The organism is Acinetobacter sp. YH12251 (genome assembly GCF_013417465.1).
In the GTDB taxonomy this organism is placed as follows: domain Bacteria; phylum Pseudomonadota; class Gammaproteobacteria; order Pseudomonadales; family Moraxellaceae; genus Acinetobacter; species Acinetobacter amyesii.
The window spans coordinates 24,964-50,353 of the sequence record NZ_VPDZ01000012.1 but is presented as its reverse complement, the minus strand read 5'-3'; the positions used below and the strand labels follow the sequence as shown (position 1 = coordinate 50,353).

Genomic DNA, 25,390 nt, shown 5'->3' with positions numbered 1-25,390 from the left:
ACCATTTTCCATTTCGTTCTTCCATCTTGTTCTTTTAAGGCGTGTTTTTTTAATGACTGATCTCCAACCCATTGAAAATAAACTTCAACCACGAATCAGTGTTGCGCCAATGATGGATTGGCAGTAAATATAAAATAATTTTAATTCATTCAATAATTTATAAAAAATATAAAAATCAATAGTTGCAAAATGGTTGCAAGACAAACAAAAAAGATGCCCTCAGTCCGAAGACCAAGGGCATGTGTAAAATTGGACCACTTACTTATAACGCTTGCTGTTAAAGACGGACTTTGCGAAGTCAATAAACGTGATAATCACCTTCGCCCAACGTTCCCAATTCTGATTCAGATCCGTTACGAATGATTTAACGAAAGCCAATACCCATGCTTTTTTATCAGCACCTGAATCACGCTCTTTTTCCGCTGCATCCATTGCATTCACTGTTGTTTCATAGATTTCACGACCAACATCTACTGCATCAACAATATTTGAAACTGCACCAGCGATACTTAATGCTGCCATGTATTATGCCCCTTTTTCATATTCGATTAGAACTTTGGCCACTGCTTTTGCTGCAATCCAATAACGTGCCTGGAATGCTGCCAACTCAGCTTCATTTGAAATAAAACCCAATTCGACAATCAAACCACCAGCATTGATGTATGCCAGACTGCCACGAGCCGATTTGCTCTGATCAATCCATCCATTATCCCCACGCAAACGACTGCCCAAGGCTGTAGCCACAGCTGCTGACAAGTCCTGAGCCAATTTTTTATCACGAGGCAGTGCAATGGTTTCAATACCATTAGCCTGTTTTGAAGCTGCTGCATTCATGTGAAACTCAACAGCAGTGGATGATCCTTTAATCAGTTTTAAAGCTGACGATAACGGATCATTTTGGGTACCAGTGCCATCCGTTCGAGTCGTAATTCCTGCTTCACGCAAATAATGTACTACCGCATTACGGAAATTCGTCACAAGTTCAGATTCCTTGATCTTGCCATTTACAGCACCAGGATCTGTATTGCTATGCCCTGCTGTCACTGCCACAAAGCCTAAAGCAGAATTTTGGTGCAAACTTGGTTGATAGATCTTGCGACCAATCCACCCCAACCATACGATCACAACACCTGTGATTGTGGCATGGTATTCAGTTGGAATAACTTTAAAATCCACTGCCCATTGCAAGCCTGGAATAATTACAAGCAATAAAAAAGCCCCCAACATTGGGAGCTTAACGGAAAGGTACTTCCAGACATTTTCGTCTATAAGTTTCATTTACTGTCCTCACGATGGCTTTGCATAATTGCCATATCCTGTTTGAGTTGATTAATCGAATTGATGGTCCATGTACCGCCTGAGATCGCCACACCTAGTACAAAACCCAAGCCCCACTTAAGCATTGAGATCGCACCCTGATCTTTAAATTTCTGCTGTTCAAGTAATTCAACCTTGACCCGCATTTGCTCCAAAGCAGCGTGATACCCCTTATTGAGCGTATTTGCCTCGACAAGTTGCTCAGTAACTTTCTGCAATTTGTCAGAGACTTCATTTAACTTTTTCCAAAGCTGTGCGCTTGGCTCATTCACAACTGCCCCCTTTTGACATGCAATAAAAAAGCACCCCGAAAGGTGCTAAAAAACAAATTTTTACTTAAGGACTAACAGGTGCAATCAAATCTTTGATTGGTGCATTCCATGTATTACCAAGCTGATCAACGCCCACACAATAAACTTTCTCAGTTGCAGGTATTGGTAATGAAAAATTAAAAGCACCAATTGCATTAGATAATACCTCCCCAAGCATTATCCCTGTTGCACGATGATAACAACGTACTATATAACCATCCGCCGGAGAGCCGTCTGGTTTCAAAAGCGTTCCTGCAACAACACGATTACCACCAGGATATGATAATGGGGCAGAATCCCCTGCTGTACCGACTGACAAAAATAAATAATCGTGCAATTGCTCGTATCCGTTTATTTGTAAAGCAATATCACCACTTTTCCATCCCGTATCAGTATCTGTGAAATCAATTGTCCATGTTGAAGGTTCTACTTCACCTTGCCACCATGCTCGCACTCTAAAACGCTGCCCCACGACACTAATGCGTAGATAAATAACTTTTCCCAATGCCTCTGCATAACTAAATAGTGAAGAAAGCAGGGTATTTGAAGCTGTAACGAGCTGAGTTTGCGAACCTCCAATACCTCCCGTTCCACGACGATAAAGACTGCCATTTTTATAATTGTTAACTGACATCGTACCTAATGCAAAATAATAACCATCCCCAGAAGATCCACCAGTTCCATCTTTAGTTCGTAGGTAAAGTCCACCACCAACGTTAACATAGTCTTTTGTTGATGCTCTATTTCTGGCAAGTGATAAAACAACTTCAAAATCAGATAAAGTTAAGCCCATTCCAACACTAATCCATAGATTTTGATCATCTCTATCAATGGAAAAACATGGTTTATTCGCTGATGTGTTAAAACCACGACCAATCGATCTAATTCCATTTGAGATGCTAATATTTGGCTTTACCCCCTTACAGAAGTAAGGCCATTTTCCGTTTGCAGCAATACTTAAATCATAAAAAAACTGTGCCACCTGAATTCTCCCCTTACTCTAAAAATTGAAGAACAACTGCATTTCCATTGTCTGGCGTATAAGAATCATCAAATGTCATCAGGTTTTCACCAGACGACCATTCCATGATGTGCCTTTGTGGTTGATATGAAGAATGTCCGTCACGAACTGAAAAAACCTCAAGACGAACGGTTGAAATACCCAGCAATGCAGTAACACCAATTACATGTGTAAGTGTTGTTATCTCCGTTGCACTGTATTTCAATTCACCTGTTGTATGGTTATATGCATAAACACTGTATGTCGTGCCTTCTTCTGGCGTAACAGAACCATCTTGAAACCCTAGTGGCTCACCACCTGTTTGCTGCAACCGATTACGAGACGACCAAGATAGAGAAATAGGTCCTGTAATACCTGGAGGAAAATATTGATTATTTATCTTAAAATTACCAGGTGGATATGGACGAATTGCTCGTGCTGAACAAGTTAAGTCATATTTAGTAGCCTCATTTAATTCAAGAACATCAGATCCAGTCAGAGTAAGTGCTTTAAGTGATAAAACCTCGCCACTCAAATATTCAATATCATCAATACCTGAGTAATTATCCCATCCGAAAACCTTTGAACCTGCATCGTGCTTTTGTGACACTGTGTCGAAACAGCCTCGCTTCACAGTCAGCATATTAGTTGCTGTGTTAAAACTCACAAATGACATAATTTCATCATTGACTTGGATTCGATGATTTACTTCAAGTAACTCAAACTCAGCAACATTTTGAAGCTCAAAACTCGAATCCATATAACCGATGTCATTTTTCAAAGAAGCGCTAGGACAAAAGTCTAAAGTCGTTCTTTCATCATAACCTGCACCTGCATCCACATATAAACTTGCATTGACATGCTGGTTATTTGGGCGTATTGCTGCCATGCCGACATAGCCAAGCTCTGGATAATTCGCAAGTTTTGAATCAACCTCATCCTGACCATACTGCTCAACAAGTTCAATGTAGGGCACTTCAAAAGCAATCGCATCAGCATCTTGAGCAGTGCTATCAGCTCCAGTTGCTGGCGGTACATATTCAATAACGGACTGCATTGGACTACTGAATGAATCTTCAATCGCTTCGACATAAACCGTATTATTGATGCCATCCCCACGTTTAATTGTTCGAATACGCATCACTGCTTCAGATAAGCCATAACTTGAATCTGACAGCTTAAACGGCATACCCTCATGCCATGATTCTGAGAAACGCTCATCTACATCAAATGATACTGATGCCAAAGTACTGGAAAGTGTTTTCAAATCACGTAAAGCGATACGCCCAGCAATATTGCTATTGGTGAATCCCTTATAGTCGATAGACTGAGAAATCACACCGCCTTGTTGTGCAATCCTCGCAATATCTTGAACAGTGACAGTAGAATCTTTTGCACGTTCACGATCATAATAAGTCACAGTAACCGCATTCACACATTCAGCTAAAGTACGACGTTCGAAGTCAAGATTACGAATATTACTTTCATCTAAAGAAATGAGAGCATTAAAATCATAATCATCACGAATTAAATAAAGCTTCCACTTATTTGTCGTACGATCCAAATAAAGCTGTGCATTGATATGCTCTTTAATGTTATCAATGAACTCGTTGATCGATGTTGAATCTGTCCACTTAATAGAGATTCCCATTTCTTCACGGAATAGAATATCAGCAGCATTTCTAAAAGAAACATCATCAATACTTGATTCAGAAACACCTATTCCCCAAATCTGATTGGTTAGACATTCACGAATAATATGAGCAGGATTAAGATCAGCCTCACTGTAAAAAATAGAGTTCAGAGCAGCTGAAATGCCATCGGCATCTACGACCTGAACTGGATTGCCTGTATTGTCGAATTCATTCAAACTTCCAACAGTTCCCATTCCTAGGCCCACAAATTTGGCTCTGGAAAATGCTGTTGCAATCATCGATTTAGCTTCAGGGACAGAACTCATCACACCATCAGACAATGTGATGACCTGCCCATTTTTATAGTTACCATTAAAAAAGGTATTGATATTTCCATACGCAGAGGTTGCTGATGTGCCACCTGATGCAACCAGGCTATTTACAAAGCTTTGAGCCGCAGTAATATCAGCTGAAGTTGCCTGTCTATAAATACGAACACCAGAATTGATTGCCTGCACCATCACATCAATTTTCTGATCAGCAAGCTTGGATAAAATATTATTCACACCAGCTTTCATATTTGACATGTTTGCAGCTGACATTGATCCTGAATCATCAAGAATGAATGCTATTTTCGCGAGATCTGCAACTGATACCGTTCCAATTTCTGCTTTGCTGTCATACCACTGCTTAATACCATCATGACGAGTATGAATCCGTTTCACTCGCCATTTTGAGTCCGGCATGCTTGGACTGGTGCCAATGTAAACATTATCAAAAACGACAGAACACACCCCACGATATGCAGAAATAAGTCCGCCAAATGCATTTGAAATCTTTGCACAAATTCTTTGTAAAGTGCTGCTTTTCTGTTGATTAGCATGCCCGAACAAAAGTTCAATATTGCCTTGAATACCACCCTGCTGTTCGTCACCACCAAACAGACTTGGCTTATTGATATAAATTATTTTATTCGTGCCTTGCTCTACCTGATAAGCATCTTTTTCCTGAAATGAAATCTTAGTGATTGCATCAATCGGGCCATGGCATAAAACAAAATGACCACTGGCAAAGTACTTATAGCCAATCGTTTGCTTTTTCTTTTTAGCCATCTTCTTTAGCCCTCATAATCACTTGCTGCGCCATTGCATCATGGCCAAACAGTTCCTCAAAACGCGCTATTGGCATTCCGTTATCAAAAAAATCTTGTATCTCAGCATTGGTTAAGCCTTGATTCAAAAAAAAGCGTCTTGCTTTGATCGTACACATGCTGCAAGCACGTATATGATGGACAAAAATAAAGCCCGCTTTGTGCGGGCTATTTTGTGATTTCATGACTCACCTATTTTTTGATGGCTTTTGGCGTACCGGCTAAAAATGCTGTGACGTTTGGTGCAACATCACAGGTCCCAAAAATGACAGGAATTGATCCCCCTTCATCTGCCTGAGTGACATCAAGTTCACCAGGTGTCAATCTGGATTTTTGACCTTTACGCATCTGAATATATGAAAACACAGCGACTGCAACCGCAACGACTGCAGCAATAATGGCAAACATTACACAATCCTCGTGGTTGTCGGATTATCCTCTGGCATATATGCAAAGCCGAGAAAATTGTCCGTGTTATTGAATCGATGACATGCTGTTAAAGACTTCATGCACCCAGGATAAACTGTCACAAAAAACACTGATTCAGATGCCACATCAAATGCATTTTGCGCATCTTGTGTCTGTTGATGAGCGTTATCGAGTTCGCTTTGTTTCTGATCGACAATTGCCTGAGCTGCCAATAAGTCCTGCTCATAAGTCGGACTCGCCGGGTCTAAAGCATCACGATCTGCAATGGCTTCAATCAAGGCTGATGTTGCAATCGTTTCTGCATTTATAGCTTGCAGCCAAGTCTGCTTTGTCGTGTTATATGCCAACAAAGCTACATCAGTCGTCACTTGATCGGCTAATGTATCTAAGCGACGAATCAATGTAACTGATTGCCCAGAACTCGACTCAATTGCTACATTTACACCGGTACTGCTTTGCAACATACCAAGTCTGAAATAATTTTCATCAACAGCTAAATTCCGAAGTTGCACATTCAATTTGTCCACGGACTTAACTGTTGTTTGAATGCCCCATTGTGATTTATCTAGCTTACAGCCACTGCCATACAGATCATGACAACAAGTTCGCTGATACTTATAACGCGCACCGGCACGCCCCAAACTTGTATAGTCCGTTTCACATTTCAGCGTAATTTCTACACCATCCGGCTTAACTGCAGTAACACGCCCTTGCCACAAGGTTGAAATATTGCCAAATTGCAACTTGCTCACTTTGACCAGGATATTTTCTTCAAGTGCTGAACGCAGGCAGTCTTGAGCAAATTTGCTGTTCAGTGCGAAGGTAATATCAATTGAGTTTTTTTCTAAATCTGAACTTGAATCAATTGCCGATCTCGTTAATGTGATCGCTTCATAGATTATTTCGCCATCTTGAACAGACTTATCGCTCGACGTGTAATAAAACTTTGCATCGCCTCTGGTAAATTCATAAAGCTCACGACGAACTGCAGAGTTGGTTAGTGATTGAAAAAACTTGCCCAATCCCATTGCCTAAACTCCTATTTCTAAAATGGGTACCGTGACTTCTACATTTCCCGCACCTTGATAATGCAAATCGATAGAATCAGCATCTAATCGATGCAAGCCCAAATACGAGATTCGTTCGATGGATGAAGCATTCTTATTCAGTGCAGGCGATACCGTGACTTGCACAGTACTTCCTGACACCAGGGCAGATGCGGTAATAGTATGTGCTGTCCACGTTTGATTGCTTCTGACCGCAATGTGTTTACGGGCATCACCAAGCTGTTTATATTGATCCGATTCAATCAACATGACCGATGAAATAAATCCTGTACTTTTACAGCGCATATTGGATTCATACGTTGGCAACCAAAATGGACGATATTTCCCTTTCCGTCTAAACAAAAATTGCCGATATGCATACAGATCTTCAGCACTATGAATCACAGCTCGATACTGCTTTGAATAACGTGCAAAATCCCAATCTGAGTTTTGAAAAATCACACCTACTTCGTTATTAATCATGTTTTGTTGCTGTGATAGTGTTGCGTCCATACCACTGCCTGAGTAAGTCAGGCCGAAGAAATACAAATCATGACTTAAAAATTGAATTGGTTCTGATTCCAATACTTCTGGTTCATCAATCACAATGAAAGTAATTGATGCTTGAGCATGTATCCCACTTATTTGACGTGAAATATCACCATTGATAAAACACAAGCGCACTGGATATAACTTTGCACCCTTAATATTAATTGCATTTTTAATAACAATCCGGTCACTTGCAACACTCAGAACCTCAACAAGTATTTGCTCAGTTTTATTCTTGAGTAACGCAAGACCACCTTCATAAAAAGAATAAATATCAGTTCTGCAAGCAATTACTGTTTGCTCAGGTAATGGCTCCCCATCTGCAACAACTTCAGGAGCTACATCACCAACAAATTGAGATTCCTGAAACAAGGGAACTGCCCAGTTTTTTCGGATTCCTCCCCATTGAGCATTGAAATGCTGTGCAATTTCATTTCGTATAGCCACTGAAGAAAAACCCAGCGTTTGCCGGGCTTTATCTTTGAGTGGAGTTCTGACTTCTGTGCCATTTTTAGACTCAAACACATCAGTTTTAAACCCTAATGTTTCAGTCCCTCCAACCAAGGCTGGCGAAGTTAATAAAATAACTTCACCAAAATTTTCCGTTGTTAATTTCATGCAATCATCGCCTTAATCGAAGATCGATTGTTTTTAATGAAGTTCATGAATGTTTTGGTACCTGATGATGTCCCCATGAAATCACCTACAATATTCGGATCTAAGATATTGTTGATCTGAAGGCTTTGCGGTATAGCATTCTGCGCTGTTGTTGGCTGCCCTAAATATTTCGGTGTTGCTGCCATTCTAGGGTTTTCCAACTTGGGAGCATCAAGCACCAAACCACCATCGGCAAAGCCATTTTTAATAGACTGACGTAAAGCATAAAAGCCAGCTGGACCACCCAAAGCAGCAATCTCCTCTTGAGTTAAAACACCTTCACCACGGTGAACGATACCCGCTGGATCATACTTACCACCATGCCCTGTATAACCGCCAGATGCATATCCTACTGGGCTTAATGCAGATACTGCAGCCTGAAGTAACCCCGTCTCCATGGTAGCAATACCAACTGCAGGCAAATTATATGGAAATGGTGCAGATGCCCAAGCAGCTGAAATAGCCGCATAGCTATTCATTGCAGTTGAAAATAACGCTGCACCTTTTTGAATACCGCCAAGAAGGGCATAAGCTGTGCTTGAAGAATCTACTAAGCCCATCATCATGCCCGCAAAATCAGCACCATACTGAGCACCATAAGCCATTTGCATTCCTAAGCGCTGCTGCTGATATTCTTCTTCAGTAATCAACATTTGTGCACGTGCTTCTGCAAGCAAATCTATGTCTTGCTGATATGGAGACTTTTCAAGCCCCATCATGGACTGATAATCACCCCAAACCTGTTCACGTTCTGAGTTTTCTTCTACCCCCTGCTGAATATTCGCCTGCTTTACCAGCCCATTTTTCATCTCTGGTGAGTATTCTGCTGTATTGAGAATTTCCTCACGCACTAAAGCATAATATTCACGGGCATAGGCCTCAGCAGACATATATGCCTTCTTAGTTTCAAGGAGCTGCTTTTGCTCTTTGAGCTGAGCTTCCTTCTTTTCCAAAGCATATTGTTGATTAAGCGAAGCTATTTTCAATTTTCTTTGATCATCACTAAGCTTTTTGTCCGCAATAACTTCTTGCCGCTTAATCTTAAACGTGTTTTCAAGCTTCTGTTGATCAGTTAAATTATGCTGAACAAGGTCATAATCATTCTGCATGGAAATGAGCTTTTTCTCTTGCTCATAGCGGGTTTTAGCTGCAGTAAAATATTCCTGACTTACACCTGCCTTAGTTAGCCTCTGAACCTCTTTTTGATAATCGAGCAGACGCTGATCATCACTAGAAGCGTAGTCATATTTAATCCGCTCACGCTCTTCTAGAACCTTGTTATATTCACGTTCAGCTTTTGATAACGCTGATGTTGCTTTAGAACTTTTTTCTTTAGCTTTAGCATTATCTTCAGCCTGTTTAGTATTTACTTTCAAGCCTGCACTATTTTGCTGAGATGTTGCTGTGGTTTTCAAAATCGCTTGCGTCAGTTTATTTTGCGCACTTGCAGTTCCAGCAAAAGCATCTATCGCTTTTTTCCCACTGTCTAAAGCAGTATCTGCAATAGCTGACCATGACTGCTTTACAACACCCGCACCATTTTTAAGAGCATCAACTGCCCCACTAAATGAACCTGCTGTCACTACACCATATAGTGTTGAACCAACATTAATCAGTTGGACCATAGACTCGCGAGAAATCACAAACAATGTTTTTAATACACCCGCAGCAGTAACTACAACTCCAGCAAATGCATTCATGCCAATGCTTACAATAGATACCCCACTATCCAAGCCAACCGCTGAATTTGTGGTATCAACAAACAATCCCATTAAGTTAGATACTGCTGGCATCACAGCACTTACAAGTTGATTTTTCATACCTTGGAATTGAATATCAAGAACTTGCGTTTGTGCTGCTAACAGTCGTGATTGCTCAATACTTTCTTTTGTTTTAAGTACGCCAGCCTCTTCAAGTGCTCTTCCGTACTCTTCTAATAATTGCCCATTTTCGGAAAACAAAGGAGCTAGGTTTCCCAAATCAGATGCCAAACTTTCAAAAACAAATCGACGTTCTTGGCTGGTTACACCTAATTCATCCATTTTATTATTTAAAAGCTGGATAGCTTCAACACCATCTTTGCCTTGTAATGTTTTTGCAAATGATCTGATTTGATCCTCAGTCATCTTGGTATTATTTTTCAATGCATCAAAAAAGTCCGTAGCACCACCACCCTCAGTTGCACTAAACTCACCCAATTTTTCTTGAACGTCCGCAAGAATAAAGCCAAGCTGATCTTGTGAAACACCAAAACCTAAAGATGCTTGTTCTAAAATTTGAAAGTTTTGCACACTGGTATTAGCACGGTCTGCCAGCATTTGTAACTGTGCATCTGCTTTGGCTGTCTCTATCGACATTTGTATCAATGCACCAGCACCAATTAAAGCACCACCAACAGCCATGCCAGCCAATGCACCACTTGCAGCAACAACTCCACCACGCAAGCCATTTACTTTACCCAATACACCATCAAGAGCAGAACCAAATTGAGAACCACCTAATGATTGATTCATCTGGTCTTTAAAATTGGAGAAAGCCTTACCCATTTTATCTGTCGATTCTTTGGCTTTGCGTTCCGCTCTGTTCATCGGCTCGACAAACTGACCGATCTGCGCCACTAAATCTAAGGTTAAACGACCTAATGAAGCTGTTGCCATACTTTTCTCCAGACATAAAAAAACCCTGCATTTGCAGGGTCATGTACTTCTCATGTATTTTCGACTGAGATTAATTTGGTTTATTAAAGTTTCTCAAAACCTTAAAAGTAATACTTTGGTTATTAGCATCAATAATATCTAATAAAGCGCCCTTATATCCAATTTGACGCGATTCATTCAAATCATATTCAACATCATTATTAAACGCTGGACGCGCCATATTGCTTGAAAATTCACGATATCCAATATTTATCTTATTTCCAACTTTTCCACTATATATAAGTGTTTGTTGAAATGAGTTGTCCATTGCAACACCAATAGAAGTATGTGATGCAGAATGCTGATCAGTACAATTTTTCGCATTAAATACTGTAATCACACATAACTTACCATCCAAACCTAACATTACAGCCTTAAATGGATCAGCAATTGCCATCTTTTGAACATTGCCACCATTAGAAATATTATTGACCGGATTATAGTAACTACCTTTCTTATCCTGCCCAACTTTTTGGTAGTAACCAGCAGATAAGGAATATGCGAAATTTATTTTTGTATTAGCAGGAATACTCAAAACATCTCGGTCTACCAATACACCTTGTTCTAACATTTTATCGCCAACATAAGCAGTATTAACTGAACCAATAGGTGGTTTGCTTACATGTTTAGGTGTTGCTTGATAATTGTATACAGGAGTAGCACAACCAATTAATCCAAAGCTTAAGACCCCTGTAATGAATATTTTTACCATATGAATTCCCCCTTTAAAATTATTTACATGAATCTAACAAACAGAACATAAAAAAGCCACCTTATGATGGCTTCTTCATTTTAAAATAGCTATTCACAACTATACTGCTGCATTGCCTCTTCAAAACTAATTTCAGGCGCATCATGGTGCGGTAAAAAGTCATATTCATCTTCAACCTGAAAGCCTTCTGCCTTGGCATACATAAATTTCAATCCTGCCAAGACCTCTTCAAACCTCAGTCCAAAGTTTAAGCTTCCTCTGCGCTTTCTGTACTGCCACCAGTAGATGTATTCTCTGTGACTAAGGCTTCGCTTGGCTTCGGCAATGGTTCTGCCTCCAATGCCGTTGAGGACAAGCTCTGCCCAGAATTCTTCTCCTTCAAATTCGGCTTCGCTGTAGCCTTTCCCAAAAAGTTCTTCTTCAGAATTTCTGCCCAAACTGCATCAATCAATGGTTTGCTAAAATGCTTACGAATTTCAGTTTCGGTAAATTCAGGTTCACCTTTTTCATCTACAATACAATCCGCTAGAATACTGGCCAATGCTTCCTTATTTTCCTGATTGGCTTGCATCTGAGCGATGGCAGTTGAATAGTCCATAATTTTAATATGGGTTTCAAATTCGCAAGGTTCACCGCTCACCATAATTTCTACGGTTATTTTTTCAGGTGTATCTATTAAAATGCCTGCCTTAATATCGGCTAAACTCAATTTTTTTTTCATGATTTAATCCAAAAATTTAGCCCCTTTCGGGGCTAGGGTTTAAGCTGTTTCACGAATCCATTCAACTTTGGTGCTACGCTGAATAGTGACTGTAGTTTTCACTACGGTATTGGCATCAATATCCATCGGGAAAGAATCTATATAGCCCATGAATTTATTCCAACTACGACCCTCTGGTAAGGTCACTGCACCTGTTGCAGCTTCCACTGTTGGTACAATACTTTTTGCCTCACCTTTATTTTTACCTGCCCATCCGACAATAAATGTACGCTCCTTACCTGAAACTTCTAAATCGTATAAACGACCATGTGAAGCCTCTTTCGGATCTGCATTTAACTCAAAAGTTGCTTGACCGGTATCTTTTAAGCCACCTCCTTCCATGTATTTCTTACTTTCTTCTTCATCCAAAGGTGTCACTTCGATACGTTCCTTTGAATCAGTACCAGGCTTAAAATTCAAAGCCCCAACAACTTTTACAAGCTCAAATTCGCCTGGTGTGGATTTAGATTCATCAACTACCCAGATATCGGTACCCTGTGTACGTCGTGCCATAATTTTCTCCATAAAAAAACCACCTATTTGGTGGCTTTCATTTAGTTAAGGTTCTTCTAACCATCGGCTTTCAATCCGAATACGGTAAAAATTGACTTCTGGCTCCAACTCGCAGCCAGTAAAATCCTCAATAGAACAATTTTCTTCAATAACTTTGCGCACTAACTTGGCAATTTTCCGTGTAGTACCTTTATCTTTGGCATAAATATCAATTTGCACATATAGCGCATCCATATCGGACACTCCAGATAAATACTGCTCTGGATCTGCCCTGATAATCTGCCAACATACATAAGGCGCACCATTCATATTGATGGCATCAAACTCACCTACTTTTAAACCAACACCATCAGAAAGCAATGCAGACAATTCCGTATCTGCTGCACATAAATCATATAGCGGGATAATCAGCATTATCTAATATCCCCCATCAAATCAGTTTTAAGACTCTCAGCAAAAATATCAGTTGCATTTTGAATATTAGATTCCATTGCTGGACGCATAAATGGTTTAGCTTTGGTTTTAGCTGTACCAAACTCAACCAACCAAAAATGGCGAGTATCATTAGGTAATGGTGTGTAATGTGGGTTTGCCTGACGTTTTTTACCTTTACGTTGTAAATTTTGATTACTACGCCAAAATTGACCACCACCTTTAGCTCCAATACGAACTTTGGCTGAATTTTTATCACTCGTTTTACCTGTACGGATGACTAAATTTTTTGCAATATTAGCTGCAGTATCTGGGTCATCAATATTCTTTGCATTATTTTTGGCTGCTTCTAATATAGGTTTTGCTGCTTTGCGAAGTGCTTTTTTTACATGTTTTTTGGCTACATTTTTGGTCATTTCATCCATTTTTTTAAGGACATCTTCTAAACCCCCAATTACAAATCCTGCCATGTATATGCCCCTAATTCACATGCCAAAGTAATATATTCACGCCCAGTTTTATTATCACGTAATGGTGCAATAATGCGGTAATACAGCCCATCACAAAGCAAACGACACTTGGTCCAGTCGGTATTCGGCTCAATATCATCCTGACGTAACACAATGCGAGTTGCTATAACCTTTTGTTCTTTACGTGCAGAAATAAAATCGCGAACTGAAGCATCTGCAATACGGCCATAAATAGGAAAGATAGTAGTCCATACTGATTCACGGTCACCACTACCATCGGTTTTTAAAACGGGTCGTTGACTTTGGACTTCAATGTATTGGTTTAAGCTTCCTGTTTGCATTGAAATTCACTCCACGTTTCAAAAGCAATTTGCACGACTAGAATCCGGTACATCTGCTGATCTCTCAAAAACAACCGCTCACCATGAATAAAAACCAGTTGAGAATAGAAACTCTTATTTTCAAACCATTGTTCAAATTCTACATGCATCTCACACCCCCATTTTTCGGTATGGCAGCAGGTACATTTCGACTGCTTGATTGACGTATAAATTGACTTCTGTTTGAGCTGCTCGGTTCTCGTACATATCAGTGATGATCAACAAGGCAGCAATGGTCAAATCTTCATGCAATTCACCATTGACCGTAACTTCTTCAAGTGGTCGATCTAAGAAATTTTGAATATGTTTTAAAGCTGCTTTGGTGAGTAATCCAATGTAATCATCGTCACGACTATGCAAGACACGTAGTTGCTTTTTGACAATGGTGGAGTTAATTAAATTACTCATAAAAATAGCCTTTTTGCGACATAAAAGTAGGTATAAAAAAAGCCCCTAAACAGGGGCTCTCTTTTAAAGTTTTATTATGCTGGACCGACCACATCTACAGCTTCAGAAACCGCTGCGCCTAGTACTGCAATGACCTTCGCTTCCTCAGCTGCGGCCAATGGATTTGGTTCGATACTCCAAGCACCAGTGGCATCAGCAACCGTTGATGCTTTTGCTACGCTGCCAACACGTACAATAATGACGCTATTTGGTTCAGCGGTACCGCTGAGTTCTGCAACAGTATTCACAACAATCACAGGCGCATCAATTTCTTCAATTGCTGGCAGATCTCCAGCAACGCAAGCATCAGGAATTGAAACACCTGAAGCTGCACGCATTTCTGCACGTACCGTACACAAGTTTTTACGGAAGTTATCACCATCTTCAGTGGATAGCTCAACTGCGACTTCTTCACGAATGTATGCTGAAACACCTAAGGTAATATTACCCGTCCAGTAACCACCCACTGGCATTGCAGCAGTCAAAATCACAGGCAAATTCCAAAGCACTGGCTGAACTGCTGCACCTGGTGCACCAAATACATAGTGACCATCGGTGCCTTTAATACGTTCAATTGCACCCCATGATTCAGGATTCAATAAAATGTATTCTGGCAGAATACCGGCTGCACCCGCTTTATATTTACTGCGGTTTAGTACATCAATTGCCGTGTCCGTATCCTTTACAGCAACAGTTAAATGCGTACCATCTTCGATCAGACCAATGAATGAACGAGCGCCAGACACACGACCATCACCACGAACAATTTTCGCTTCAAGTTTAAGGCGTACACCGTAAGCCATACGGCCTTCAATATAGGCTGCAAGCGCAGGCATATCAGAAATAAGCTGAATCGATACTTTGATCCAGTGTGCAATCGTACCTGTTTTAAGGTCAACTACACCAAATTCCAAATTTGATTCTGGCTTTTCTGCAGCTTCAGCAACTTCATCCGCCATGATGTCAAATGCCGATTCACGGAATAGCGGTACAAGCTCATTTTGAACTGGGGTAAACGCGATGAGATCCAATAAAGTCAGAGCACGCTCTGGTGTCGGAATGGAGCTCTGTGCAAATTGTGCTGTATCACCTAGCCCCGCCAAAGTTACGATATTTCGGGCATGCAGATCATCAAACTGGAATTTGCCTTTGGCGCGGGTAATTGCTTGAGCTTGGTCTACAATATTCTTATTGCGAATTAGAATACCCGCAACAGAATCTGGATTTGCACCACGCTGTTGCACACCATCTACCAATTTTTGTTGTAGATCTTCAATTTCACCAGATAACTTCTTAATGTCATTAGAGCGTGCTTCTAAGTCATTTTTAATATTGTCAGGTAAATCATCTAATTTTTTGATGCCATCCTGATAAAGAGTAATCAAATCATCAAGCTGTTTTTTTCGCACAGCCAGATCGGCACAAGCTTGTTCAAAGTCCTTGGCAGTTTTGGTATCACGTGGATTTAACCCCAAAAATGGTGATTGAGGTTGAGACTGTTGAGCAGCGATTGAAGCCATAGCCAATGCTACTGTTTGTTTCGAAAGTGCTTTCATACTGTTTTTCCATGCATAGAAAATGAAAAACCCGCCTTTTAAAGCGGGTCATTGTTTAAACAATTTTTATTAAGAATCTAACCAAGCCAAAGGGTCTTTTTTAGCTTCAGGTGGTGCTGGGGTTTCCTCCAGTTTCTGCATTCCAGAAATTCGAGCCATTAACTTTTTGGCATAATCACCAACAAGACCAACTGATCGAAGTAACTCTTCAGCATCTTCTTCAGATTCAATTGCATTAATCGCTTCATCACTGATAATTCGTGCAGCATTGTCAGCTGGCTCATCAACGACACTGATTTCATAAATGTCAGCACGTTTGATTTCTACATGCGTGCCTTTATCTTCCATATCCAAAGAATTTGGTGGATAAAACGCAATTGAGAAGCCATCAATCGTGCCATGTACAACCATGGCAGCAACATCCTGAGCAATCGAAAGCCCTGGCGTGAATTCAATTTCAACATAAAGGCCCGTTTCATCTTCCTTAAGAAGCGTAATTTTCCCTACGCGCATCGGAAGACGGGAATCAACGTACCATTGTCTCCACCCATGGTTGTAATAACAGTGAACTTTCTTTGTCCCTGCATCAAAAGCAGCACAAACTTCAGCAAATGCACCACGAATGAATTTTTCACCGTAATAGTTGATCGAATCCCACTTCACTGCATAACCGCTGATTTTTACAATCCCTGTCTTTTCATCTTTGTTGATAAATCGACAGTTATCCACAGCAATTGGCATACGCCGACATTGAACTTTCGGCAAATTTGGCAGTGCCTTATTACGCACTAGCAGTTTTTGTTTCATCAGCTTTTGCTCCATAATTGCCTTTTTTCATTCGTTCGGCAGTAGTCATGTTGACTGGTACTAACAAGAAATCCGCATTTGGATCAGGCGTATCACCCTCTTCCATTCGTATCTGATTCGGACTTGCCTGACCTGATAAAATTCTGTCCTTATTGGATTTAATCCGCTCAAGATAAGAAGCTCTCAGCAAGTCTTTTGTCTTAAATTCAAACTCGAATTCATCCCATTCATGTCTTTGCAATAAGTGAATTCGGGCACTTTCTTCGATACGCTCCAAATAAGGACGCAATCCAAATTTATGAAAGCCATCGACCAATTGTTCGATGCCACTGCCCCAAGTCGTGCTTGAATCTGTGCTAAAAATTAAGATCGGATTGACCCCAAAGTAGCGACAAGCTTCTTCTACTGATAATTTACGAATTTCAATCAATTCAAGGTCTGCAGGGGTCAAGCTGATTTTCTCAAATTGCATATTGCCTTCGAGTACAGCCAAATCACCATCATCACCATTAATCAAAATATCCAATTCACCGCGCAGCGCATCACGCTGTTCTTTTTTCAGATATTTATCTGTTTTCAATGCTCCAGTCGGCTTGGCACCGTTGGACATTAACCGCGATGTCTTGTCCACTCCTGCAAGGCCAATACCGATGGATTGTGCACCATAGGCAATTGGCGACATCCCGACAAAACCCGTGCCAAAAAGTTTGATATGCCAGATTTCATTATCGGTATATTCGACTGTTTTATTGCCAATCTTGCACTTATACAATGGCGTGCCATCATCCCGAATACTTGGGTCCACCGATCCTGAGTTGATCACCTGCAGGCTGACTAACTTTTTGCCTGAATAATCTTTTTTGATGTAGGCATTTCCAGCCACCAGGTTCAGCATCAACTGTTCAAAAAATTCAACTCTCGTCTGGTACCGGTTCGGCTTGTTGTATAGCAGGCGAATCACGTCATGATCTTTGACTTGTGCACGAGTACCATTCGCATTTAATTTGTACATCTGCAGTGGCAAGGTTGCTACAGATTCAGTCAAAATTTTGACACATGCAAAAACAGCACTGAGCGTCATTGCACTGTCGAATGACACTGGTTTAGCAGTCTTAAAACCAGAACGGGGACGATCCCAAATGGTTGTCCCCGTTTTGTCTTGCGTTGGTCCAGTTCCCCGAACCTTCAGCTTATCGCGATTGGTTTTATCACGAATTTTCACTTTATCGCGCTTTTTACTCATCGCTTCGCCACCTTAATCATGTCATTCAACCAGTCATCAATGTTTCCATCTTCTTCACCTGGCACCAAATCGAAAACTTCTAACTTATCCCAAAGCATTGCCCGTGTAGCACCAATAATGGCAGCCACGCCAGCATCAATTTTTCGTGCCTTGTCAGGCTTACGCGGGAAAATGTTGCTGTTATTGTCTTCTTTAACCTCAATATTGCACATACACCATTGCAAGACAGGATTGCCGTCATGATGAAGACGTCCATCACGGATCAACTCTTCCATCCAACGCATGCCGATACTCAATGGATTGACCTTTTGAGGAACTTCAATCGCTTCCAATCCTTCAGAAATCAGATCCTGACCAAATTGTGCTGCATTCCATGGGTCAAAACCAATTTCATACATATTGGCTTGCAAATGACTTTCGATCACATCTTTATAAATCTGTGAAAAGTCAGTGACGTTCCCTGGCGTTTCAATCAGATGACCGCTTTCGACCCAATCCAAATATTCATCTGGACGTTTCTGACCGTCCATTGCACGTCTTTGATTTACCACGTTGGAGTTGATGTACTGATGCGCAAAAATATACCAATGCACACGCCCATCAATCAGTTTAGGGAACCATTTCACATAACCTGCCAAGTCCATTTTGCTTGCCAAGTCTAAGCCACCAAACGAAATACATCCTTTAAAATCATCTTCAGTGACGCTCGGATCTGCAATCAACTCCCATTCACTCGAAGCAATCCAACTGTCTGCACCTTGCACCCATTCATTCAAACTTTTCTGTCTAAATCGGCTTTCTTCAGCAGCGGTTTTGATCTTCTTGTATTTGCCTTGCAAGTAATTTGTGTCAAACGCTACGCCCATACTCGGATTGGCTTTTGGCCAAACCGCAGGATTGCGCCAGTCATCACCCTTATCAATGGTAAAAATGATGCCGAAATAACGCTCTAAATTATCTTTACCATACAAAATATCGACAACTTTACAGCGCTCACGCCAACAGACCCCGATTTTATTACTACCTGCTGTGGTAATACCCAAAACCAAAGGCTCACGACGAGCAATGACACCATCTGCCATGATGTCGTAAGTTTCAGAATCCTTATGTGCATGAATTTCGTCAAGAATGGCACAATGGACGTTTTTACCGTCCTTACTGCCTTCTTTGTCTGTCGCAATCGGACGGAAAATACTGTTGTCATTGCCAGTGGTTGAACGAATCTCATATTGAGTCGTTTCAATACCAAATATTGCTCTTAATTCAGCATTCAGCAGTACCATCTGCTTGGCATCCTGCCACACAATTTTTGCTTGGTCATAATTGGCAGCTGCTGCATAAACTTCAGCACCCGCTTCACCATCACCGCATAACATGTACAAACCAATAGCAGCAGCAAGGGTCGATTTCCCGTTTTTCTTAGAAATTTCGACATAAGCATCAGTAAAACGTCTGATACCGTCATCATCTTCCCAGCCGAAAATGTTGCCAACAACGAAAACTTGCCATGGATCTAAGATGAAATGCTTACGTGCTAAAGCACCTTTCCAGTGATGCAAGTTTTCAATGAACGAACACACATGATTCATGCGCTCTTCACTGAATGAATATGGAAAATCGTGGTCGTTTTCTTGGCGTTTTAAATCATTTAGAAAACGTTTTACTGCTAATTTTTCAAACTTTCCTGCAATTCGTACACCTGTTTGCACGTCTTTGCAGTACTGGTGCATGATTTCTAAATAATTTCTTTCGCTCATGATCGTCTACGCACTGTAAATGCACTCTCTGGTTTCGTTGGTTCAGGCGTTTCAAACCCAAGACCCAATTGCTGACTCTTATCCGTCTGAGCACCACGCATACCACTTCGAGAAGCTGGAGTCAGACCAAATTCTTTGGACAGTCGCAAAATGTCATCATGCAGTCGGTTCCGTAATGTGAACCACACTGATTGAACTTTAAATTTATTCGGTGTCTCATCCACGAAGTCATCGACGGTCTGTAACTTGGCCAAGACAGCTTCATAGTCAGAAATATTTCGGCACAGCAATGTAAACGCTGCCCCATCCACTTCACTAAGCAGACCAACTTCAACAAGTTTTGGTCCCAACTCTTCCCAAACTGCATTTGCAACTTTGGTCAATCCTGCAGGCTTAGGCGGGATTTTTGCCTTTACTGCTACCTTCGGTTGCAGTAGTTCAGATCCAGCTTGGAATGTGAAATCTTTATCAGTCATAAATCACCTCTGATACCCCCCTCCCTTTCGATTTTTTCTCACGGAGAGAAAATTTCATGGGGGGGCGGTCTTTAGTGGGAGGTCGGTTTAGACTTTTGACCCCATATCCCCTTGAATATTTTTAAAATGTGAAAAATGCAGTTGCTGTATCTTCATGCCGTTGGATACTTCGAGAATCTTTTCATTGAGCACATCGAGTACTTCCCATCGATCCTGATCAGTACAACCAAGTCGGCTGAGGATCACATCATTTGCAATGGTCACTGTGTCACCAACTTTGAAAGGATTCATTCGATCAGGATCTATCACAGGCTTGTTCACTACTGGCATCCAAGCACCACGATCCTCTGATGCAGTCTTGATGTTATGGTGTGTTTCACATAATGGTTGCCAGTTTGATTTGTTCCAGAACAGATCCTTATCACCCTTGTGTGGAATGATGTGATCGACCACCGTTGCTGGCATCACATAACCTTTGCGACGACACTCAACACACAGTGGATGTTCCAACAAGAATTGGTCACGATGTTTTTTCCACTCAGCATCATAGCCACGCTGATGTGCAGTCCCGCGATCACGATCACGTTGCTTCACTCTGCTCTGATGTTTGTCGCAATATCCTTTGTTCGATGCAAAGTCCTTACAGCCCGATGACAGACATGGACGCTTAGCTTTCTGTGGTGCTTTGTTCATGTTTCACCGGAGTAACTTTGATGGAACGTTTAATAATTAATTCACGCAGTTTCTGTGTTGCTTTCAGTTGAATGATCTTGTCCACTGCATGAAGCGCTGTGAGCAATACCATTCGACGTTTAGGCATCTGCACTGAGATGCGAACGATCATCTGATTGTTTGCCATGCGGTCATCCTTAAAAAAAGACTGTATGCCCTGCCCCGCGCCTGACATACAGCCATAAAAAAAGAGCCTCTGGGGAGAGACTCTTAAGAACTTACAGCGCTTTAAATACAGTTTTGCATTGTGGAGAAATGTAGTTTATTTCTGGCTCACCTGTCAATACATAAAATCAACTTTTAGGTGATTTAATATATTTCATTATCCATCAGTTTATTTATTTGTCTCTTAACCTTTTGCATTGCATCCTTCAAATCAACCGCTATATCTTTTCGATAATCATCAATCAAACTGCCAACCACTCGTTGGATCTTCATTCGAGACAATCCAGCAAGAACAGCACGGTTTCTTTCAGATGGCTTGTATGTTGCTGGACATGCGAACAGTTCAATCAATGCAACACGCAATGCAGTGGCATGATCAATATGATTTTGATAGCAGTATTCAGTCTCAAGTACCTGAGCCTGTTCAGTAATCACTTCAATCGTATTGTCACCGAAGGCATACATACGAATCAACTTCACTTGTTTTGACGATAAACGTGCATAACTGATCGCCATTAATACATCTTCACGGGTCAATGCACCAAAATTACCGCCACCGATTGCATCGAAATTTGTTGTTTTAGGATTTAACAAGCGTAAATATTTTTCCATTATCTTTAACCTTGTTGACTTTTTAACCATTGTTACGGGTACACACTTGAATGTTACGGGTATGTTACGTGTACACACTTAAAAAATATTAATAAAATCAAGTGTTGTTACGAGTGTTACGGGTGTTACGGGGTAAATCACCTCGCGCGGGGAAATATTCAATAGATATAGAATTGAATAAATATAAGCGAATAAAAATTTTTCTCCCGTGCGCGCGCGCGCATAAGCCCGTAACAGCCGTAACAGGGTGTCTGTAATGTAGGTGGGATAAGGCGTTGACAGTGTTACGGGGTAGCGAAAAAGCCCGTAACAGACCCGTAACACCCGTAACAATTATTGATATTTTATAGTACGTTAGGGACATCATGGTCTCCTTTTAACTTAGCACGAAATTCTTTCACTTGTCCACTCAGCCAATCTGCTCTTTTTACGCCTTCAGGTGGATTCGCAGTAAATACCATGCGCCTTTGCACCTCTTTGCGCTTTTCCTGATAACTACCACCAGTAACAACATCTTCATAGATCCGTCCATGCCCTTTGGCCACGACACGCTCAGATGCAATCAAGTTTAAGAACTTGTTAGATGGAATCGCTTTTTCTCCATTCTTATGGCACCACTGCCGGTAAGCCATGTACAAATCATCTGAGAGACAACAAACAAATGGATGCTCTAATAATCCCGCTCGCCAATCATCTAAGAATAATTTCCAGCCTGGTAAACCAAACTGAATGATTTCTTGTTTGGCTTTGGTCATTGGTGGCTCTGTGTATGGCGTGAAGTCAGTCAGATCCATGGACAACAAGTAGGTATAGAACGCACTGATTGCTTTGCTGTCAGGTTCAAGACAGTTTTCAATCAATCCTTTTAGGTCATCACCTAATTTTTGATTTGGCTCGAGTACCAAGAATCGACGGTCACGTTCTTCAATAGCCAATGGCTGTACTTCATTGGATAAGAACACACAGTTAATGTGGTTATTCTGTGAATAACCAGACATGAACTTTTTCTCAATACGGATCTTTTCACCTGTGATCATGTGTTTGATCAGACCCATCATGCCGAACTTAGACTTATTGTTAAATATTTCTTCAAATAAGCAGTACAGCTTACGCTCAGCCCAATCGGTATAGATGGATTCAAGACCATTTTGACCCAATGTAACAGAGTAAACTTCACCATAAATCCTTGTCATGATCTTTTCAAAAAATAAAGACTTACCTGAGCCTTGAACCTTACTACACAGTAAAACTGAGGTATTCATTTTTGCACCTGGATGCTGAAGCGGATAGGCCAACCATTTCATCAGCCATTCATAAGCAGTCGTTTCACGACCACATAAAAACTTGACCAAGTTAATAATTGGAATGCACAACTCAAATGCATCAGACTGTTGAATAATCTGATTTTTATCATCCAATATGGGTGAAATATCCATACCCTCATAAGTATTGATCTGGCCTTTACCGATATGCATGCTGGGCACAAAAACCAAATCTTCATGCCAAATCATGCGTTTTTCTCTGGACTTAGCCCATACATCATAAGCACCTGCCCAGTTTTCTTTCATAACATCCGTTCCGACAAGCTCACGACGAAATGTATCCCAACATGCTTTTTTACCTTCAAGCATGATGAATCTCTCGATCATCTCTTTTGCTTTGAGATGACCTTCATCCGTTGCACGCCCAGCTGCATCATCTGATGAAATGGTTTTACGTTTTGGATGTGAATTCCACTGATCAAAGACTTTCTTGCCACCTAACATGGTCTGAAATGCGGTTTTTTTCCAAATCTTTTTGCCGTAATCATCCCAAACGTTGGTTTCCCCTTCGATTAAGCAGAATCGTGCAATCCATTTTTCCATTTGATTTTCAGGTGAAGGCTCAGATTGATCAGTATTTTCCTGCGAAATACCCGCGCCCCCACTTTGTTCAACAACATCGATTTGTTCAAAATCGGGATCTTGCCCCCAAAAATTGTTGGTTGCATTACTTGGGGGTGCGGGGGAAATCTGAATAGAAGAAATAGCTGAACGGATCTGCTTTTCGACTTCGTCGAGTCCGCAATTGACATGCAGATCGTTGAAGTCTGTATAGACCTTAGAATTCATGCAACTGACTCCTTAATTTTGGTGAAATCAGGCAGTACAATGATGCCACCTGTTATGGCTTGTGCTTCTTCGGCATACTTTAATCCCGTATTTTCTTTAGCTGAATCATCATCAGCACAGTAGACAAACACAGCATTCGGATATTTTTGGCGCAATACTGCACCCACTTTTGGTAAATTATTTGCAACGAATGAAAGCGCGACTGGATGACCTGTTGCCATGTGAATAGACATACCGGTTGCATAACCTTCCGCAATGCAGATGATGTGAACGTCATACAAATCAGGCTGTACTTCACCGATCATAAAGAAGCACCCACCAGTACGACCTCCAGCATCAGTAATAAAAAACTTTTGGCCATCTGGTGTGATTGTTTGCACATTCCACATTTTGCCGTGCTCATCGTATGCAGGGATCAGTAAGTTACCGTCATGCGTAATCTTGATTTTTGGGTCCTTGTCTATTTGCTTATTTTTCAAATAAAGGCTGAAATCACCCAAATAAGCATTGCGGAAAATGCTTTCTGCTTTACGTGCAATGTTCTCCTGAAGCTTGCGCTCAAGTTCACGCTGTTCTTTATCACGTAACTCTTTTTCTTTACGCCATTTTTCACGGTCTGCATCTGTGATATTTGACGTTGCATCAAGTCCGACAATGGCTGCAACTTCTGCAATGGATTCAGGAAAGGACAAGCCCGTCACTTTTTGAATCAAACTAAAGCCGTCACCAGCGCCACAGTGCTGGCAGATATAATCACCATTGCCATTTTTGTCGTCATAACGAAAGCGATCACGACCACCACATGCTGGACATGGCGTTTTTTTCTTAAATCGCACATCGATATTGAATCTTGGAAAAATCGTATCGGCCCAAAGACCTTGCGCTTTGGCTTTAACGTCATCCAATTGGAATCTAGGCTTTACCATTACGCCACCTGCTCACGTTGTTTTTTGACCATAGCCAGCAAAGATGTAGCTACTCGAACAAGATCCAGTACTTCCTGGTAAATCTCATCCTCTTCAACCTTAGTGATCCGACCGTCTGCTACTGCATTCGCTATCGACTGAGCTAATGCACCCTGCTCTTTTGCTAGTTCACCAACTCGACTTAAATAACTCACCTGATCGAAATTTTCTGAAACTTTTGGAAATTCAAACCAGCCCGCATTGCCATGAATGGCACATATACTATCCATAATCCCTGGATCACGAGTTTCAGCAAGTACTGCTTCAAGATGATAAATATTGGCCTTATGGGTAGTGGTAGTAGGACATAGGGAATTTCTAAAAGTGGTTAGATTCCAACAATTCTTTTCAGCAATATACGACATCAATGATTGATCACCATCTCCATAAACTGCTGCACGTAATGCCAAAGAGAGTGGCAAAACCTTATCTTTCTTATTAATCATGATTTTAGCCTCATTAA

28 protein-coding genes are annotated in these 25,390 nt (G+C 41.0%); all 28 read right to left on the bottom strand.

Annotation, left to right across the window (positions count from 1 at the left end):
• Positions 1 to 258 precede the first annotated feature (258 nt).
• On the bottom strand, positions 259 to 522 hold the full coding sequence (locus tag FTV27_RS12025) for a hypothetical protein (RefSeq protein ID WP_180078704.1): 264 nt from the start codon (positions 520 to 522) through the stop codon (positions 259 to 261).
• A 3-nt stretch (positions 523 to 525) separates the two neighbouring features.
• Positions 526 to 1,278, bottom strand: coding sequence for an N-acetylmuramoyl-L-alanine amidase (locus FTV27_RS12020; protein WP_180078702.1), 753 nt, complete (start codon positions 1,276 to 1,278; stop codon positions 526 to 528).
• On the bottom strand, positions 1,275 to 1,589 hold the full coding sequence (locus tag FTV27_RS12015) for a hypothetical protein (RefSeq protein ID WP_180078701.1): 315 nt from the start codon (positions 1,587 to 1,589) through the stop codon (positions 1,275 to 1,277). Before FTV27_RS12015 ends, FTV27_RS12020 begins: the two co-directional genes overlap by 4 nt.
• Positions 1,590 to 1,653: 64 nt before the next feature.
• Complete coding sequence (locus FTV27_RS12010) at positions 1,654 to 2,610, bottom strand: hypothetical protein (RefSeq protein ID WP_180078699.1); 957 nt, start codon at positions 2,608 to 2,610, stop codon at positions 1,654 to 1,656.
• A gap of 13 nt (positions 2,611 to 2,623) precedes the next feature.
• Complete coding sequence (locus FTV27_RS12005) at positions 2,624 to 5,374, bottom strand: phage tail protein (RefSeq protein WP_180078697.1); 2,751 nt, start codon at positions 5,372 to 5,374, stop codon at positions 2,624 to 2,626.
• The gene (locus FTV27_RS12000; protein WP_180078695.1) at positions 5,367 to 5,597 is read right to left on the bottom strand and encodes a hypothetical protein; all 231 of its coding nucleotides are present in this window, start codon (positions 5,595 to 5,597) and stop codon (positions 5,367 to 5,369) included. Before FTV27_RS12000 ends, FTV27_RS12005 begins: the two co-directional genes overlap by 8 nt.
• A 7-nt stretch (positions 5,598 to 5,604) precedes the next feature.
• Positions 5,605 to 5,820 carry a hypothetical protein gene (locus tag FTV27_RS11995; RefSeq protein ID WP_180078693.1) on the bottom strand — a complete coding sequence of 72 codons (216 nt, stop codon included), beginning with the start codon at positions 5,818 to 5,820 and terminating at the stop codon, positions 5,605 to 5,607.
• Positions 5,820 to 6,869 carry a DUF2163 domain-containing protein gene (locus tag FTV27_RS11990; RefSeq protein WP_180078691.1) on the bottom strand — a complete coding sequence of 350 codons (1,050 nt, stop codon included), beginning with the start codon at positions 6,867 to 6,869 and terminating at the stop codon, positions 5,820 to 5,822. Before FTV27_RS11990 ends, FTV27_RS11995 begins: the two co-directional genes overlap by 1 nt.
• 3 nt (positions 6,870 to 6,872) lie before the next feature.
• Entirely contained in the window at positions 6,873 to 8,054 is a 1,182-nt protein-coding gene (locus tag FTV27_RS11985; protein ID WP_180078689.1) for a hypothetical protein, read from the bottom strand.
• Complete coding sequence (locus FTV27_RS11980; RefSeq protein ID WP_180078686.1) at positions 8,051 to 10,750, bottom strand: phage tail tape measure protein; 2,700 nt, start codon at positions 10,748 to 10,750, stop codon at positions 8,051 to 8,053. Before FTV27_RS11980 ends, FTV27_RS11985 begins: the two co-directional genes overlap by 4 nt.
• 70 nt (positions 10,751 to 10,820) lie before the next feature.
• Entirely contained in the window at positions 10,821 to 11,501 is a 681-nt protein-coding gene (locus FTV27_RS11975; protein WP_131261110.1) for a hypothetical protein, read from the bottom strand.
• A 247-nt stretch (positions 11,502 to 11,748) separates the two neighbouring features.
• Positions 11,749 to 12,222, bottom strand: coding sequence for a phage tail assembly chaperone family protein, TAC (locus tag FTV27_RS11970; RefSeq protein WP_179997225.1), 474 nt, complete (start codon positions 12,220 to 12,222; stop codon positions 11,749 to 11,751).
• A gap of 39 nt (positions 12,223 to 12,261) precedes the next feature.
• Positions 12,262 to 12,774, bottom strand: a complete 513-nt coding sequence (locus FTV27_RS11965; protein WP_125274646.1) for a phage tail tube protein — start codon at positions 12,772 to 12,774, stop codon at positions 12,262 to 12,264.
• 45 nt (positions 12,775 to 12,819) lie between these two features.
• The gene (locus FTV27_RS11960; RefSeq protein ID WP_180078684.1) at positions 12,820 to 13,188 is read right to left on the bottom strand and encodes a DUF3168 domain-containing protein; all 369 of its coding nucleotides are present in this window, start codon (positions 13,186 to 13,188) and stop codon (positions 12,820 to 12,822) included.
• Positions 13,188 to 13,676 carry an HK97-gp10 family putative phage morphogenesis protein gene (locus FTV27_RS11955; protein ID WP_180078682.1) on the bottom strand — a complete coding sequence of 163 codons (489 nt, stop codon included), beginning with the start codon at positions 13,674 to 13,676 and terminating at the stop codon, positions 13,188 to 13,190. Before FTV27_RS11955 ends, FTV27_RS11960 begins: the two co-directional genes overlap by 1 nt.
• Positions 13,661 to 14,017: a head-tail adaptor protein gene (locus tag FTV27_RS11950; protein WP_180078680.1), complete on the bottom strand. Its 357-nt coding sequence runs from the start codon at positions 14,015 to 14,017 to the stop codon at positions 13,661 to 13,663. Before FTV27_RS11950 ends, FTV27_RS11955 begins: the two co-directional genes overlap by 16 nt.
• A 150-nt stretch (positions 14,018 to 14,167) precedes the next feature.
• Entirely contained in the window at positions 14,168 to 14,464 is a 297-nt protein-coding gene (locus FTV27_RS11945; RefSeq protein ID WP_180078678.1) for a head-tail connector protein, read from the bottom strand.
• 74 nt (positions 14,465 to 14,538) lie between these two features.
• A complete protein-coding gene (locus tag FTV27_RS11940; protein WP_180078677.1) occupies positions 14,539 to 16,059 on the bottom strand; it encodes a phage major capsid protein in 1,521 nt (506 codons plus the stop codon).
• A 69-nt stretch (positions 16,060 to 16,128) separates the two neighbouring features.
• Positions 16,129 to 16,866: an HK97 family phage prohead protease gene (locus tag FTV27_RS11935; RefSeq protein WP_180078675.1), complete on the bottom strand. Its 738-nt coding sequence runs from the start codon at positions 16,864 to 16,866 to the stop codon at positions 16,129 to 16,131.
• Positions 16,841 to 18,109 (bottom strand): phage portal protein, encoded by a 1,269-nt coding sequence (locus tag FTV27_RS11930; protein WP_180078673.1) that lies wholly within the window; start codon positions 18,107 to 18,109, stop codon positions 16,841 to 16,843. The genes FTV27_RS11935 and FTV27_RS11930 overlap by 26 nt, the downstream gene beginning before the upstream one ends.
• Positions 18,106 to 19,866, bottom strand: a complete 1,761-nt coding sequence (locus FTV27_RS11925; RefSeq protein ID WP_180078671.1) for a terminase large subunit — start codon at positions 19,864 to 19,866, stop codon at positions 18,106 to 18,108. Before FTV27_RS11925 ends, FTV27_RS11930 begins: the two co-directional genes overlap by 4 nt.
• Entirely contained in the window at positions 19,863 to 20,342 is a 480-nt protein-coding gene (locus FTV27_RS11920; protein WP_075167502.1) for a P27 family phage terminase small subunit, read from the bottom strand. The genes FTV27_RS11925 and FTV27_RS11920 overlap by 4 nt, the downstream gene beginning before the upstream one ends.
• An 87-nt stretch (positions 20,343 to 20,429) precedes the next feature.
• Complete coding sequence (locus FTV27_RS11915; RefSeq protein WP_180078663.1) at positions 20,430 to 21,035, bottom strand: HNH endonuclease; 606 nt, start codon at positions 21,033 to 21,035, stop codon at positions 20,430 to 20,432.
• Positions 21,010 to 21,201: a hypothetical protein gene (locus tag FTV27_RS11910; protein WP_075167504.1), complete on the bottom strand. Its 192-nt coding sequence runs from the start codon at positions 21,199 to 21,201 to the stop codon at positions 21,010 to 21,012. The genes FTV27_RS11915 and FTV27_RS11910 overlap by 26 nt, the downstream gene beginning before the upstream one ends.
• Before the next feature lie 182 nt (positions 21,202 to 21,383).
• Positions 21,384 to 21,851, bottom strand: coding sequence for a hypothetical protein (locus FTV27_RS11905; protein ID WP_180078661.1), 468 nt, complete (start codon positions 21,849 to 21,851; stop codon positions 21,384 to 21,386).
• A 344-nt stretch (positions 21,852 to 22,195) separates the two neighbouring features.
• A complete protein-coding gene (locus FTV27_RS11900) occupies positions 22,196 to 23,962 on the bottom strand; it encodes a DUF5906 domain-containing protein (RefSeq protein WP_180078659.1) in 1,767 nt (588 codons plus the stop codon).
• Complete coding sequence (locus FTV27_RS11895; protein WP_180078657.1) at positions 23,959 to 24,888, bottom strand: primase-helicase zinc-binding domain-containing protein; 930 nt, start codon at positions 24,886 to 24,888, stop codon at positions 23,959 to 23,961. The genes FTV27_RS11900 and FTV27_RS11895 overlap by 4 nt, the downstream gene beginning before the upstream one ends.
• Positions 24,888 to 25,373: a phage regulatory CII family protein gene (locus FTV27_RS11890; RefSeq protein ID WP_180078655.1), complete on the bottom strand. Its 486-nt coding sequence runs from the start codon at positions 25,371 to 25,373 to the stop codon at positions 24,888 to 24,890. The genes FTV27_RS11895 and FTV27_RS11890 overlap by 1 nt, the downstream gene beginning before the upstream one ends.
• Between the last annotated feature and the right edge of the window lie 17 nt (positions 25,374 to 25,390).

Bases quoted from the DNA above. Each gene is read 5' to 3' on its own strand.
- FTV27_RS11995 (WP_180078693.1), bottom strand. From the start codon at position 5,820: ATGTTTGCCATTATTGCTGCAGTCGTTGCGGTTGCAGTCGCTGTGTTT.
- FTV27_RS11905 (WP_180078661.1), bottom strand. From the start codon at position 21,851: ATGGAAAAATATTTACGCTTGTTAAATCCTAAAACAACAAATTTCGAT.
- FTV27_RS12020 (WP_180078702.1), bottom strand. From the start codon at position 1,278: ATGAAACTTATAGACGAAAATGTCTGGAAGTACCTTTCCGTTAAGCTC.
- FTV27_RS11980 (WP_180078686.1), bottom strand. From the start codon at position 10,750: ATGGCAACAGCTTCATTAGGTCGTTTAACCTTAGATTTAGTGGCGCAG.
- FTV27_RS11945 (WP_180078678.1), bottom strand. From the start codon at position 14,464: ATGAGTAATTTAATTAACTCCACCATTGTCAAAAAGCAACTACGTGTC.
- FTV27_RS11930 (WP_180078673.1), bottom strand. From the start codon at position 18,109: ATGAGTAAAAAGCGCGATAAAGTGAAAATTCGTGATAAAACCAATCGC.
- FTV27_RS11965 (WP_125274646.1), bottom strand. From the start codon at position 12,774: ATGGCACGACGTACACAGGGTACCGATATCTGGGTAGTTGATGAATCT.
- FTV27_RS11985 (WP_180078689.1), bottom strand. From the start codon at position 8,054: ATGAAATTAACAACGGAAAATTTTGGTGAAGTTATTTTATTAACTTCG.
- FTV27_RS11920 (WP_075167502.1), bottom strand. From the start codon at position 20,342: ATGACTGATAAAGATTTCACATTCCAAGCTGGATCTGAACTACTGCAA.
- FTV27_RS11975 (WP_131261110.1), bottom strand. From the start codon at position 11,501: ATGGTAAAAATATTCATTACAGGGGTCTTAAGCTTTGGATTAATTGGT.
- FTV27_RS11925 (WP_180078671.1), bottom strand. From the start codon at position 19,866: ATGAGCGAAAGAAATTATTTAGAAATCATGCACCAGTACTGCAAAGAC.
- FTV27_RS11940 (WP_180078677.1), bottom strand. From the start codon at position 16,059: ATGAAAGCACTTTCGAAACAAACAGTAGCATTGGCTATGGCTTCAATC.
- FTV27_RS11895 (WP_180078657.1), bottom strand. From the start codon at position 24,888: ATGGTAAAGCCTAGATTCCAATTGGATGACGTTAAAGCCAAAGCGCAA.
- FTV27_RS11990 (WP_180078691.1), bottom strand. From the start codon at position 6,869: ATGGGATTGGGCAAGTTTTTTCAATCACTAACCAACTCTGCAGTTCGT.
- FTV27_RS12000 (WP_180078695.1), bottom strand. From the start codon at position 5,597: ATGAAATCACAAAATAGCCCGCACAAAGCGGGCTTTATTTTTGTCCAT.
- FTV27_RS11915 (WP_180078663.1), bottom strand. From the start codon at position 21,035: ATGAACAAAGCACCACAGAAAGCTAAGCGTCCATGTCTGTCATCGGGC.
- FTV27_RS12025 (WP_180078704.1), bottom strand. From the start codon at position 522: ATGGCAGCATTAAGTATCGCTGGTGCAGTTTCAAATATTGTTGATGCA.
- FTV27_RS11950 (WP_180078680.1), bottom strand. From the start codon at position 14,017: ATGCAAACAGGAAGCTTAAACCAATACATTGAAGTCCAAAGTCAACGA.
- FTV27_RS11960 (WP_180078684.1), bottom strand. From the start codon at position 13,188: ATGCTGATTATCCCGCTATATGATTTATGTGCAGCAGATACGGAATTG.
- FTV27_RS11935 (WP_180078675.1), bottom strand. From the start codon at position 16,866: ATGAAACAAAAACTGCTAGTGCGTAATAAGGCACTGCCAAATTTGCCG.
- FTV27_RS12005 (WP_180078697.1), bottom strand. From the start codon at position 5,374: ATGGCTAAAAAGAAAAAGCAAACGATTGGCTATAAGTACTTTGCCAGT.
- FTV27_RS11970 (WP_179997225.1), bottom strand. From the start codon at position 12,222: ATGAAAAAAAAATTGAGTTTAGCCGATATTAAGGCAGGCATTTTAATA.
- FTV27_RS11910 (WP_075167504.1), bottom strand. From the start codon at position 21,201: ATGGCAAACAATCAGATGATCGTTCGCATCTCAGTGCAGATGCCTAAA.
- FTV27_RS11890 (WP_180078655.1), bottom strand. From the start codon at position 25,373: ATGATTAATAAGAAAGATAAGGTTTTGCCACTCTCTTTGGCATTACGT.
- FTV27_RS11900 (WP_180078659.1), bottom strand. From the start codon at position 23,962: ATGAATTCTAAGGTCTATACAGACTTCAACGATCTGCATGTCAATTGC.
- FTV27_RS11955 (WP_180078682.1), bottom strand. From the start codon at position 13,676: ATGGCAGGATTTGTAATTGGGGGTTTAGAAGATGTCCTTAAAAAAATG.